Genomic DNA, 13,741 nt, shown 5'->3' with positions numbered 1-13,741 from the left:
CGGGAAGTTGTTTTTTAACGCTCCCTTAGTGGTTAGTGGTTAGTGGTGCGAATTAAGGGTTGAAAAAAAAAGACTGGTTTTGAATCCGCGAAGCGGGTGACAGTCTTCAAGCCTCGGGTGGAATGAGCGTCAGCGAATGGAATCCGTGGCCTCCATCACCGGTCAGCGTGGCCTTGGGCAACCGCGGAATTCATCGCCACCAATTTTGTTTTCCACGGATTCCGCTCCGCTCCACCTGAGGCTTTCACTCTTTCGCCCAGTTCCTGGGCTGAAACCCCAAAACCGCTTCAACTCTTAACTGGCACCACTAACCACTAACCACTAACCACTAACCACTAAAAGCTTTCTTCATTCTTCATTCCCTAGTCCAGATTCACTTCAAATGAGATTTCACCAATGATGGTACTGATTTTTTCCTGAAGGGTAATGCGTTCGGCCCGCTGCAGGCTGATGGCTTTTTGAAGTTGCTCCAGGCGATCTTCTTGCGTCATCAATTTTTCGACCAGTCGGGAACGAAGCTCTTCCTCGCCGCGCGTTTCCTTGAGTGATTGCAGATTTTCCCGGATTCGTTTCTGATCATTTTCAATATCACGTGATTCAGTTTCATTGCGACTCAAATCACGGTCCAGTTCGGTCAGTTGCCGTTTGATTTCAAGCACTTTCATCAATGCTTCGGCAACCGGACGATTGACATATCGCTGCTGGGTATAAAACATCAGTTCATCGTCGGTAATATTGCGCAACTGGTAGTAATGGCTCCGCTCCTGCTTTTCCAAGACCATAAATTTACCCGTCGAAGCCGCCGGCAATTTGGCCTTAAACCGGAAATAACTGGGTGTTGTCTCAATGGGTTCCGGGGTGTTAAACAATTCCCAGCCGGTGTCACGGGGGTGTTCAATAAAGATGGTCCGTTCCTGCGGGGTCTTATTGTGAAACGAATAGACCTTCTGTCGAATGTCCAGATAACTGGCTTCAATGGTGCCATTGGCAATTCGAACCCGATGCGTGCGTTCCTTGCGCCCATCAATTGTGGCATCGGCCAGGACGCCGAGTTCAACCGAATATGGAATCAGCCGGTTGTCGCCAGGTCGCATTGTTTGCAGCATAGCTTCACCAACGTAGGTACTGCCATCCAAAACCGTCACCGGACCACCTTCAAGCGTCAACCCGGTGGTATTTTCCATCTCCACACAGGTCAATGGGTTCCGGCCACGGGTCAGTTCATTGTACAAAAGGACTGAACGCCCTTTGAATTTGGTAAACACAATCGGCACAAGTGCTGATTGATTGCGCTTGATCGTCACGGGAGAGACGATTTCATACTGAAATAAATCGCCAATGGCCCGTTCTCGGGTTTGGACCTGAACTGAACTGACAGCAGCTCGCCGGGCCGCAAAGCCTGGAGCTGGGGCTGGGGCAACCGCAGCCGGCGCGGCAATACCTTCATCAAAAACGGATTGTGGTGGCGGGACAATCTCACGAGTTGAACGCTCACGGGAAAATTCGGTCGGAATTCCCTCTTCCATCGTTGGTGGAGCGACCGCCGATTCTTCTTTGACCTGTACCACTGGCCGCCGCAGATATCGCGCCGTATACAAATCATGCTCAAATGAAATGGGCAATCCTGAAATCAACGACAGGTGGATATTTTCCCAGTCTTCATCCTGTGTATTATCAACCACGGCCCATCCCTGAATCGTCGGTTCGGAATTATCCAGCAAAATAATGCGGTAGGTTGCCTTCCACACCGGCATCGCCACGGTGTAGCTGGCTTGCAACCGCCGGGTGCCCGTTCCCTGGGCAAAGAGCGTAAATTGTTTGATATCTTTCTTTTTCGCCGCAAGATACGTTTTTAAGTAATACTCAAGATCCCGTTGCAGGCGATCATCCAGGATTTTTATTGACCGGACTTCACGCAAACTCAGGCTTTGCAACTGACCAGCCCTGGTCAACAGAGCCACAAACGGAATGGTCACAATGCCATCAGCCGACTGGGCCTTTGAGAAATCAATCCCAATCACTGTTCCCGCAATGGATTCGTTGCCCATTTGAATTTCAACTTCAGCACCTTTCAACTGCGGCAACAATCGGAGCAGGCTACCTTCATCGGGGATATTAAACGCAATGTCGGCCAGAAGCTCTTCAATGGGTTTGATCGAATCATATGAGACTGATGCGACCGTCCCTCCATCTAAATCAATCACCGTCAGCGATTTCAGCACATCACTCACTTCCGAAGCGCGGAAAAACAGATCAACCCGCTGATCGTCAACGACGTCGCCAACTCGTTCAAAATATCCGACTCCGTGTTTGTATAAAATCACCCGACGAATGTTCAGCATAAAGAATAAAACTCCTTAAAATCAGTAAGTTAAAAACAGAAGAGATATGGTTCCAGACAGGTTTCGATATACAACTCTGAATCGGAAAGAGAGTCAAGAGATTTTTGGGCCGAAGCTGAAGACATCGGGCTGAAGAATTGGTTTTCTTTCATCCCTCATCCCTCATCCCTCATCCCTTCCTGTGCCCCGAGCTTGCGAGTCTTCTGCCCGTTTTCTTCCGCCCGACTTCTTCCACCCCAAAATTGTCATTCGGCCACTCCCGAAAGTTGTGGCATAATGCCCCTTCAAAATTCCAGTATCACACCGCCAAATTTCCATTTTCAACTCATACTGAACTTTAGCGACGACTGCCGCTCAAAGGTGGAAGATCCAACTCAACGCCTATGCCTCATCCAATTGTTGACGCCATCCGCACCGGTAAAGCTCCCAAAGCCGCACGGCTTGCTGCCGCCAAGGGCATTCTCCCTCTTCCGCCGGAAGATTTGTTAATGGTTCTTTCGGTTCTGGTTCGCGACCAGGAAGAAGAAATTCGAGCGGCAGTACCTGAAACGCTGGCCGGCTTCAATCCCGAAATGATGCTGTCACTGGCCCATCAGGCCAACACTCCGCCGGACTTGCTCTTTTTCTTATGCACGACGCCGGGCATCCCGGAAGCAGTGGTTGAAGCTGTCATTTTAAATCGGGCTACACCCGATGAGGCAATTGTCAAATTTGCACTTTCAACCCAAAGTACATCGCTGATTGAGGTCCTGACCATCAACCAGCAGCGGTTGATCCGGAATCCGCAACTGATTGATGCCATTCTGCATAACCCAAAGCGTTCGCCCGAATCCGAGCGAAGGGCACGTGAACTTCGGGTTGAATTTTTCGAGAAAGAGTATGGAAAACAGCGCATCAGCCAGGAGGCCGCCGCTCAAAGCCGTGGCACCCAGGCGGATGCTCAGTTCACGGTTATCGCCGCAGCGCCGCCAAAGCCCACGGCTGGCGGATCAATGTTTACCGCTCCGATTGCGGATTTAGACCTGCCTCCGCTGGTCACCACGGCCCCAGGCGCTCCGCTGTCGCCATTGCCTCCGCCTCCGCCATTGGCAACGAGTCCACCAGCACCGGCTCAACCACCCAAACCGACTGGTCCGAAGAAAGATATCAAACTGTCGTCATCCCCACCCGTGGCGATGATTCAGCAAGGCAGAGCACCCCGTCCGGCCAAATTGATGACCGCCATGGGCAAAATCCCGCTGGCGCCGGAAGATTTGCTGTTTGCTCAAGTTTTATTGACCCAGGACACGGATGCGGAAATCGCCACCGCCGCCATGGCTTCCCTGGATGAAAAGGATCCGGAATCGTTGGTGCCGTTTGCCCAAAATCGGGAAACCCCCGAAGAAGTCCTGGTCTTTCTCATGACCTGGCCGCGGACTTCAGTTTCACTGGGTGAAGCATTGCTCGTGAATGCCTCAACGCCAGACCATGCCGTTCTGGCCTTTGCCAAAATGACCCAGAGCGGGTCACTGCTCGAAGCCGTCACCATCAACCAGCAGCGTCTGATTCGAACACCTGAGCTGATTGATGCTGTTTTAAATAACCCTTCCAGAACGTTTGAAGCCGAGCGCCGGGCGAAGGAAGTCCGACTTGAATTCTTCGAAAAGGAACTCGGGGCCGCCCGAATCGCTGAAGAAAAAAAGGCCCGGGCTGATAAATTTGCGGGAATCACTGAAACGCCGTTTGTTGAAGATGAATTTGAAGCGCTGTTAACGGAGTTTGAGGCCGAAGCCGGAGTCCCAATTTCAGACGAGGCGCCTTCGGTCGAAGACGCCCTCGCGATTTTCAATCGGATGGTAAAGGATGTTGCCGATACCGAACTGATCGAGACCAGTCCGCTTTCGGAACAACTCATCAAAGACCATCAGAAAGGTGGCGAAGACATCAGTCGCCTTTCGATCTATCAACAACTGGCCAGAATGTCGATCAAAGAACGGATTTTCGCCGCGTTTCGTGGGAACCGCGAAGTCCGTGGAATTTTGATCCGGGATGCCAACAAACTGATTTCAACGGCGGTGATCAAAAATCCCAAAATCACTGATTTGGAAGTGGAAGCTTTTGCCGCAATCAAGGGCATTAATGAAGACGTACTGCGGGCCATTGCCATGAACCGCGCCTGGATCAGTTCCTATAACATCATGCATAACCTGATTCGGAACCCACGCTGCCCGGTCAGTTTCAGCATGCAGTTTCTGAATCGCTTGCAACAACGTGACCTGATTAACTTGAGCAAGAGCAAAGGTATTCCGGATATGATTCGTCAGGCCGCTGGACGGCTCGCCACCAAACGCAAGGAAGGAATGGGATAACAGAGTTGACCAGGTGACCAGGTGACAAGGTGACAAAATGACAGAATGACAGGTGACAAGGTGACAAAATGACCAGGTGACAGGGTAGGATTTCCATGCTTCATGCTTCATTCTGAACTCACTATTCGCAACTGACTGAATTGTATTTCCATGAAAGATTCCTGGCTTCCCAAGCGATACGACATTTTCACGTCGTTCAAAGTTCAACCTGCTTTTGCACTCCGCGAAGCTTTTCGGGCTGGGTATAGCGCCAGTGATTTTCGGGCCGATGCCCTGGCCGGTATCATCGTCGGGATTGTTGCCCTTCCGCTCTCAATGGCGCTTGCGATTGCCAGCGGAGTCGCTCCGCAACATGGTCTCTATACAGCCATCGTCGCCGGTACGATCATTGCTGTCCTGGGTGGGTCACGGACTCAGATTTCGGGCCCAACGGCAGCATTTGTCGTAGTTTTAGCCCCGATTTCGGCCAAGTTTGGCCTTGGAGGACTGCTCCTGGCTTCGCTGATGGCGGGCGTGATGTTAACCATCTTTGGGGTGATGCGCCTCGGAAAATTTATCGAATATGTGCCCTATCCGGTCACAACCGGGTTTACCTCGGGGATTGCGGTTGTCATTGCCACCTTGCAATTCAAGGATTTTCTTGGGCTTTCCGTCCCGCACATGCCGGATGAGTACCTGGAGCGGGTTGAAATTCTGGTGCTGGCCCTCCCGACAACTCGCTGGGAAGATTTCGTCATTGGAATCTTGACACTAACCCTCTTGCTGGTCTGGCCTCGACTCACCAAACGCATCCCGGCGCCGCTTGTGGCTCTGGTGGTCGCGGCTCTCTCCGCATTTCTGTTGCGAAAATATATTCCAGGCTTTGATGTCGCCACGATTGGAAGCCGGTTTTCTTACGAAATTGACGGCCTGAAGCAGGCTGGAATCCCACGCCTGCCGCCACTTCCAGCCTTACCCTGGAATTTCCCCGGTGCGGATGGAAAGCCGCTGGTGGTTACGTTTCACCTGATTCATGAACTTTTCCCATCCGCCTGTGCGATTGCCATGCTTGGGGCGATTGAGTCGCTGCTCTCAGCCGTGGTGGCCGATGGTATGGCCGGAACGCAGCACGACCCGGATGCTGAACTTTTTGCCCAGGGGCTGGGGAATATGCTGTCTCCGTTTTTTGGCGGATTTGCCGCCACCGGTGCCATTGCCCGAACCGCCACCAATATCCGCGCCGGAGGCCGGTCCCCCATCGCCGCCATTGTTCATGCCCTGTTTGTGCTCCTGGCAGTACTGATGCTGGCCCCGGTGGTGGCAATGCTCCCAATGGCGGCTCTCGCGGCTCTGTTGCTCATCGTGGCCTGGAATATGAGCGAGGCCAAACACTTTGTCCACCTGCTGAAGGTGGCACCACGAAGTGACGTGGTGGTCATGCTGGTGTGTTTTTTGCTAACAGTGGTATTTGATATGGTGGTTGGGGTTTCAGCCGGTATGGTGCTGGCGTCGTTCCTGTTTATGCACTGGATGGCCCGTATTTCAAATGTCCAACTCATCGAGGATTATCACCCTACCCTGCGTGAACCGCTTCCCAAAGGCACGATTTTGTATGAAATCGCCGGCCCGCTCTTTTTTGGCGCCGCGCAAAAAGCGATGGCGACCATTACCGAAGTGGCCGACGGAACTCGCACTATTATTTTGAATATTCAATCAGTTCCGGTTATGGATGCGACTGGATTGGTCAACCTGCAATCGCTGCTGGATCGGCTGCTTGATGAAAAAATATATGTCATCATTACTGGCATCCAGCCTCAGCCAGCCACGGTACTGGCACGTGCCAGGGTCCGCAAAAAGCCGCGCCAGCTCGAATTATGCAAGAAACTTGAAACAGCGGTGGCCCTCGCCAAAGTGCGCGCCGATGAATTCGCCGAAGCCGAACGTGCCGCCAGATCAACCGGATTTTTGCACAGCCTGACCCCAGAGCGATTAACCAAAAGCCTCAGTACCGATTTTCTGAAAAGTTTGCGACCAGACCGATCAACTGGAAGTCTTTCATCAAAAACACCAAAAGAACAAACCGGGTCGCTTCCCCCAAATCCGACTCCGAGTTCAGATGAAAGTTCAAATCCTGATCGTCAAACCAAACTGCTGGTGTCGGAACCGCCTCCCAAAACCAAAAAAAGTGAGTAACGACTGGTCAATTCAGTGTGGACCCAAAGCATCAGCTTACCGCTGGCTCAAATTTGGGATGCGTTTGAACATTCAACCTGACCGCGCATCCTGCACGAGATACCTTCAAACAGCCGTGGGTCAGCGTCAGCGCCACTCACGGGAGCATCCCATCATAAGCGCCAGGATAAGAAAACTCCGTTCCGTTGGCATTGAACGATGCTTTTGTAGGGCTCAAACCTCGATCTGGCCGAAACCGTGGGCTTCGCACCACGGCTATTACACAGCGACCCTGCGGGCCTAAAACCCTTATCCTGGCGCTGATGGGTATGGTCACCCAGATGGTTGATTGAGCCTGAACCAAAGGACATAAAGGCCCAGATGGAAGTCAGTTTTGTGGGAGTCATCAGGAGCCTGTGGTGAAGTTTGATGCCAGGTACGGCTCGACGAAATCTCCCGTTGCGAGCAAGGTCCGGGGTTGGTCGGCACTGATCTTTGCGCAACAGGGTGCTATTTGGGGCGAAATTGAGGTCATTCTTCATTCTCAATTCTTCATTCTCAATTCTTCATTCTCAATTCTTCATTCTTCATTCTTCATTCAATCGGCAACGGCAAAATTTCAGCGAGCCGGGTGTTGCGCGTACTGGCTTCCATTTTGCGCATGGCGGCGCCAATGGCACGTTTGTTGCCGATGAGGACGGCGGTTTTTTTCGCCCTGGTGAGTCCGGTGTACACCAGATTTCGGCTGAGCACCGGCCAGGCTTGAGCATGCAGGATCATCACCACCGCCGAATATTCCGAACCCTGGCTTTTGTGAACCGACATGGCAAAACCGTGCCCCAGTTCGTTCAGGTCAGCCCAGTCATACTCGACTTCGCGCTCGGAAAATTCGATCCAGACCGTGTGATTTTCGGTGTCAATGTTGCGAATCAGGCCCACATCTCCATTAAAGACTTCGAGTTGATAATTGTTGACCTTCTGGATGACCTTGTCGCCTTCGCGAAAGACACGGCCCATTTTCTCGATTTGCTCTTTGTTTGAAGCAAACGGATTGAGGTGTTGCTGCAAGATCAAATTGAGTTCGGCGGCGCCTACCGAACCACGGTTCATCGGGGTCAACACCTGGATGTCAGCCAGCGGATCATATCCAAACCGTTTGGGAAGGCTTCGAGTTACGGCATTGATGAGCAGCTTGTGAATATCTTCGGGTTCTTCAGCCTCAAGGTAATAACAATCGGTGACTTCCGCACCACCGGGGGCAATCAATCGCGGAAAGTGTCCGTCCCGAATCCGATGAGCATTGGTAATGATGAGGCTTCCCTGCGCCTGACGAAACACCTGGGTCAGTCGGATGACCGGAATCACTTTAGAATCAATCACATCGGCCAGCATTCGGCCTGGACCAACCGACGGCAACTGATCAACGTCGCCCACCAGCACCAGTTGCCCGGTGGATGGAACCGCCTTGAGCAGGTGCGAAGCCAGTACAATGTCGAGCATTGAGGCTTCATCCACAATCACCACATCGGCATCAAGCGGGAACTCGGCATTGCGTGTAAAGGCGCGTTCTTTGGGGTCAAACGCCAGCAACCGATGGAGCGTGCGGGCTTCGACGCCAGTCACTTCCGAGAGTCGTTGTGATGCCCGACCGGTGGGACTGGCCAACTGGACCCGCTTCCCCATCGCCGTCAACAGTTTCACCATAACCCGGAGCGTCGTGGTTTTCCCACACCCAGGGCCGCCAGTCAGAATCATCACCCGGTGCTGAGTGGCAGTCAAAATCGCCAGTTTTTGTTCGTCAGAGAGTTCGAGTTTTTCTTTTCTCGTGTAGCGTTCAAGCCAGCTAAAGACTTTCAATTCATCATAATTGAGCGGTCTGGCCAGCAACCCGCGCAGTAATCGGGACACGTTTTGTTCGGCATACCAGAGCGACGGCAGGTAGAATAACCGTTCCGGGTCGTCGTCATCTGGTGCCGGTCGAACTTCAAGCTGGACTTCCTTTTCGTGGGCCATTTGCATGGCTGTGCGCCGGATCAATTCCGGAACGTTGGTCGTGAGCAGAGCTTCGGTTTCGGCAATCAGTTTTGATTCAGGTAAAAAACAATGCCCGTTCTCGGTGGCGTCTGACAGAATGTGGGTAATTCCGGCTCGAATCCGCTCGACTGAATCTGGCGCAATTCCCAGATTGGCGGCAATCTGGTCAGCCGTTTTAAACCCGATGCCGTAAATGTCTCGCGCCAGTTGAAAGGGGTTTTCTGAAACGGTTTGAATGGCGCGAGGGCCGTATTCCTTAAAAATCTTGACCGCAAAGTGTGTCGTCACCCCGTGCGATTGGAGAAAAAGCATGACTTCTTTAACAGCTTTTTGTTCAGCCCAGGCCCGGGTAATCATCTGAACCCGCTTTTTGCCGATGCTGTCAACTTCCAGTAGCCGCTCGATTTCATTTTCAATGATGTCGAGTGTTTTGTCTTCAAAATGAGCCACGATTCGTTTGGCGGTGACAGGTCCAATCCCTTTGATTAATCCAGACCCAAGATATTTTTCAATCCCGGCAATGGTGGCTGGCTTACACACCTCATAGGAACTGGTTTTAAATTGCGGGCCATATTGTTTATGGCTGATCCAAACCCCAGTCAAGCGGAGGGTTTCTCCGGGTGTAATCGCCGGGAAATTCCCGGTGATTGTCACCTGATCTTTTTCACCAGCCACGCGTAAACGAGCAACCGTGTAACCACTATCTGCATTATGATAGGTTACACGTTCAACAACACCGACTAAAATTCTGGGTTGAGTCGAGTCCATAGGGTTCAGGGTTCGGGGTTCGAAAACCAGGGTTCAGGGTTCAGGGTTCAGGGTTCAAGGTTCAAGGTTCGAAGTTCTGAATCATTTGTTGTCTTGTGTGTTCTTTTGATCATTTTATCATCAGGCAAGCTTGTCATCGTTGTCATTTTGTCACATTGTCATTTTCTCAAGGGGCAAACCCTGAACCCTGAACCCCAAATCCTGACCAGATGACCGAATGACATGGTGACATGGTGATTTTTTCATCCCTCATCCCTTCCGAAAACCCTGAAACCGATTGATTTTCTTATGCAACTCTGGTTATCGAAAAATAGCGAAGTTCCGATCCGCGAACAAATTACCACGCAGATCATGATGGCAATTGTCAGCAATGACCTTAAACCGGGTCAAAAACTCCCGAGTACCCGCGAACTGGCGCGACGGTTTCGAATCCACGCCAACACGGTCAGTGCCGCCTATCGCGACCTGGCCCGGCGAAAATGGGTTGAGTTCCGCAAAGGCAGCGGAGTCTATGTCCGAGAGCTGGCTGGCGAAACTGAGTTTAATAAACGGCTTCAGCTCGACCAGATTATTTCAACCTTTATTAAAATTGCCCGCCAGCAAGGGTTTTCACTGGCTGAAATTAAAGCTTCGGTCCAGGAATGGATGGCGATTCAGCCGCCGGATCATTTTCTGCTGATTGAACGCGACCCGGAATTTCGTCGCATCCTGGTGGCTGAAATCACTGAATTCACAGGGTTTCCGGCGATTGGCGCTGGACTTGAAGCCTGTTCGGATCCAAAAATGTTGGAAAATTCGGCGCCGATTGCCATGTATGGTCTGGCCGAGCATGTCCGGGCTGACCTGCCACCTGATTATAACTGCATGTTTTTGCGAGCAAGGTCAGTTCATCAAACACTCCCGGTCAAGGATATTCGGGCGGCGGATTCGGTGGTTACGGTGGTCTCACATTGGCCGGAATTCTTGCGCTGGGCCCATACCACACTCGTGGCAGCGGGGGTTGACTCACTGGCACTGAACTTCCGCGATGCCCGCGAACCGGAATGGAATCGCGGGTTACGCGCCTGCGGCTTTCTGCTCACCGATGTGTTGACCGCCAAACTGATTCCCGCCGACTGTAAAGCCTGGGTTTTCCATGTGTTGTCTGATACTTCGCTGGCCGAATTGCGGACCTTTGTCGAACAGTTTTTACCTCAAAAGACTGAGGGCTGAGAGCTGAAGACTCGCAAGCTCGGGGCGGAAGTCTTCAGCCCTCAGCCCCTAGCCCCCAGCCCCACGGATGGGACAACCCACAAACCGCCATACTGATATTCTCTCCGCGAACCTGCCGTGGCTAGGCTTACGCCCTATCATTCACTCATCTTCGAAAGGAAGTCCGAAAAACCATGTCGAAAAAATTCTTTGAAGCCATCCTTGGGCTTTGCGTGTTGGGATGTCTGGCCTTTGGCGTTTTGAGTGTATTGTCCTGGGTGTTTCATTGGAGTCCGCTGCCCCAGGTTTCAGGTGCGGTGTTACTCAATGTCGGCATGGGATTTCTGTGCCTGACCGGGTTGATGGTGATTCTGAAAGTGCCCTGGGATTTGCACTTTGAAATCCGGGCGCTGCTGTTTGAAATGCACCTTTCACACGAGCGGAAGATTGCAGTCAATCCAGACCGTGAAAAATATCTACTGCGGATGCGATGGATCACACTGGTGACGGCGATTGGAGCACACATCGGTGCCGCAGCGGTGATTGCCGGCGTGACCTACTGGTCACAAGGTCAAACCGGATACTACTTTGCGGCTTTTTATTTGCTGGCGACCTTCTTTCGTCCAGCCCATGCCGCCCATCAGTTTTTGTGGGCCAAACTGCAAGAAATTCGCCGCGAAGTGAAATATCCACGCGATGATGTCATTTCACTGGTCAATGACGTTCGCGAACTCAAAGTCCAGATGGAAGCCGTGAACGAACATCTCAAAAACATTGATAGTCAGCTCATTACTGGAAACGAGACCGACCGCAAACTGCGAAGCGATTTGACTGAACTCCAAAATGCACTCCACCAAACCGAACAGACCTTCCACAATCGCATGCAGATGCTCAGCGACGAAGTCGAACGCTCAATGCTCAAGGCGGTTGATAATCAAGATATTGTGAGCGGGCTCCGGGCCTTTGCCAAACTGATCAAGCAAGCGTGATTTGGGGGTTCCGGGTTCCGGGTTCCGGGTTCCGGGTTCCGGGTTCCGGGTTCCGGGTTCCGGGTTCCGGGTTCCGGGTTTTCGAATTTTGGTCCTTTTTGTCCCTGTCGTCCTTGATGTCCTTTCCCGGAATCTCGAACCCTGTTTTTCAAACCTGGAACCCGGAACCCGGAACCGTTGCGCCCTGAGAATCGGGTATGCGATAGTTTCTGAATTCTTTACCAGGTGATGTTTCTTTTCCCTCGGGCCGTCGCCAAACTGGAAACACCTCATTCTCAACAAATTCCGGGCTTGTGCTCATCAGTGGCCGTTTGAGTGGTTTCCGGTTTCACCTCTTTCCTCCAATATCCTGTCACTTATGACTGATCAGAATGATTCCATTGACTTTAAAGTTCTCACAACACTGAAAATCAATCTTCAGGATGGGGATGATGATAGTTTTTTTCGCGAAATGGTGTCGCTCTACCTTGAAGATACACCGCTGCATCTGGTGGCCATTCGGGAAAATATTGCCGTTGCCAATGGCGAGCGCGTGAAGAGTGCGGCCCATACACTAAAAGGCAGCAGCAGTAACTTTGGCGCTTGCCGGATGATCCAGTTGTGTGCCACGCTTGAGCACAAAGGACTTGAACGGGACTTTGTCACAGCGGCTGCACTGCTCGATGAGCTGGAAGCTGAGTTTGCCCGAGTGAGCCAAATTTTATCAACCGTCTAAAAGCCATGCGGTACATCATTTTTGGGGCCGGAGCAGTTGGAAGTGTTTACGGAGGGTTACTTTCCCATCTTGGACGCAATGTCATCCTGGTTGGCCGATCAGAACATGTTGCCCACATCCAGAGGCACGGCCTGGTGGTGGAACAGCTCCGTGAAACAATCCAGGTTCCAATTGTTGCGACTGACACCCTCAGTTCAATCACCCTAGATCCGCACGACATTCTGTTTGTGTGTGTCAAATCTCCGCACACAGCCGAAAGCCTGATTCAACTCAAAGCTCATTTCCCTTCGGACATCCCGGTCGTCAGTTTTCAAAACGGAGTGGAGAACGAGCCCCAACTCAGCCCCCACTTCACGCACGTCTATGGCGCCCTGGTCAACGTCAACGCCAACTTCATCAGCCCAGGCGTGGTTCGGCGCACCATCCTTGATCAAATCTACTTCGGCAAATATCCAACCGGCACCGATGCCTTGACGGCAACACTGGCGGCAGATGCCGCCGCGATTGGGTTTCGCACCGGTGAGCACCCCAAAATCATCAACTTGAAATGGGGGAAATTACTCGCCAATCTGAATAATGCCACCCTTTCACTCCAAAACCTGTGGCTTCAGAAGGCTTTGAGTATTCCGGAAAATGTGGCTTTGATGGAACGCGTGGTGAGAGAAGGCATGCGCGTCCTCGACGCGGCGGGAATTGATTACACTGACGAACTCGGCTTTTTCGATATTCGCGTTCAGGTGGAATCAATGGTGCGCAACCACGGCTCAACCGCCACGGTTTTGGATGACACCCCAGAGCACGAACGATCTTATCCTTCGACCTGGCAGGATTTGCGTCTTGGTCGCCCAGTGACTGAAGTCGAGTGGCTCAACGGCGAAATTGTGCGCTTAGGCAATCAATTTGGCGTGCCAACCCCCTGCAATTCGGTTTTGCGCGAGGGTGTGCTGGCTTCAGTTCGTGAGCACAGCGGTCCTGGGAAATACACCCTCCCCCAACTTCTACAAGCCATCAACCAAATGGAGCAATGACACACTGTCGGCTCGGACAAAGCGACTGCGGCATTGAGTCAAGCGACTGAAAGTCATTGCGTCATCAGGTCATTTTGGAAGGAGAGTTGTGGAACCTGTCTGGTTCCGGTAGGATGCGTCTTCTTCCCGTCATTTATTTCTTTCATACCGCCAATCATTCATTATCATCACTGGT

8 protein-coding genes are annotated in these 13,741 nt (G+C 52.0%); 6 read left to right on the top strand and 2 right to left on the bottom strand.

Annotation, left to right across the window (positions count from 1 at the left end; translation table 11 throughout):
• Window positions 1–362: 362 nt before the first annotated feature.
• Window positions 363–2,342, bottom strand: a complete 1,980-nt coding sequence (locus HY774_13440) for a hypothetical protein (GenBank protein ID MBI4749487.1) — start codon at window positions 2,340–2,342, stop codon at window positions 363–365.
• Between the two features lie 383 nt (window positions 2,343–2,725).
• Here HY774_13440 and HY774_13435 point away from each other — a divergent pair, with 383 nt between their 5' ends.
• The gene (locus HY774_13435; protein ID MBI4749486.1) at window positions 2,726–4,690 is read left to right on the top strand and encodes a hypothetical protein; all 1,965 of its coding nucleotides are present in this window, start codon (window positions 2,726–2,728) and stop codon (window positions 4,688–4,690) included.
• A 150-nt stretch (window positions 4,691–4,840) separates the two neighbouring features.
• Complete coding sequence (dauA, locus tag HY774_13430; protein MBI4749485.1) at window positions 4,841–6,862, top strand: C4-dicarboxylic acid transporter DauA; 2,022 nt, start codon at window positions 4,841–4,843, stop codon at window positions 6,860–6,862.
• 573 nt (window positions 6,863–7,435) lie between these two features.
• Here the strand turns inward: dauA and HY774_13425 are convergent.
• The gene (locus HY774_13425; GenBank protein MBI4749484.1) at window positions 7,436–9,643 is read right to left on the bottom strand and encodes an ATP-dependent RecD-like DNA helicase; all 2,208 of its coding nucleotides are present in this window, start codon (window positions 9,641–9,643) and stop codon (window positions 7,436–7,438) included.
• A 288-nt stretch (window positions 9,644–9,931) separates the two neighbouring features.
• Between HY774_13425 and HY774_13420 the strand changes: the two genes are divergently transcribed.
• The 4 genes from HY774_13420 to HY774_13405 all read left to right on the top strand — a co-directional run bounded on the left by HY774_13420 (window position 9,932) and on the right by HY774_13405 (window position 13,566).
• Window positions 9,932–10,855 (top strand): GntR family transcriptional regulator, encoded by a 924-nt coding sequence (locus tag HY774_13420; protein ID MBI4749483.1) that lies wholly within the window; start codon window positions 9,932–9,934, stop codon window positions 10,853–10,855.
• Between the two features lie 173 nt (window positions 10,856–11,028).
• A complete protein-coding gene (locus tag HY774_13415) occupies window positions 11,029–11,823 on the top strand; it encodes a hypothetical protein (GenBank protein ID MBI4749482.1) in 795 nt (264 codons plus the stop codon).
• Window positions 11,824–12,181: 358 nt separating this feature from the next.
• Entirely contained in the window at window positions 12,182–12,538 is a 357-nt protein-coding gene (locus HY774_13410; GenBank protein MBI4749481.1) for an Hpt domain-containing protein, read from the top strand.
• 5 nt (window positions 12,539–12,543) lie between these two features.
• Window positions 12,544–13,566 carry a ketopantoate reductase family protein gene (locus tag HY774_13405; GenBank protein MBI4749480.1) on the top strand — a complete coding sequence of 341 codons (1,023 nt, stop codon included), beginning with the start codon at window positions 12,544–12,546 and terminating at the stop codon, window positions 13,564–13,566.
• Window positions 13,567–13,741 lie beyond the last annotated feature (175 nt).

Source organism: Acidobacteriota bacterium (assembly GCA_016208495.1).
GTDB lineage: Bacteria > Acidobacteriota > Blastocatellia > Chloracidobacteriales > Chloracidobacteriaceae > JACQXX01.
Note: the sequence above shows the minus strand (reverse complement) of the source record. Positions and strands in the feature narration are given on the sequence as shown.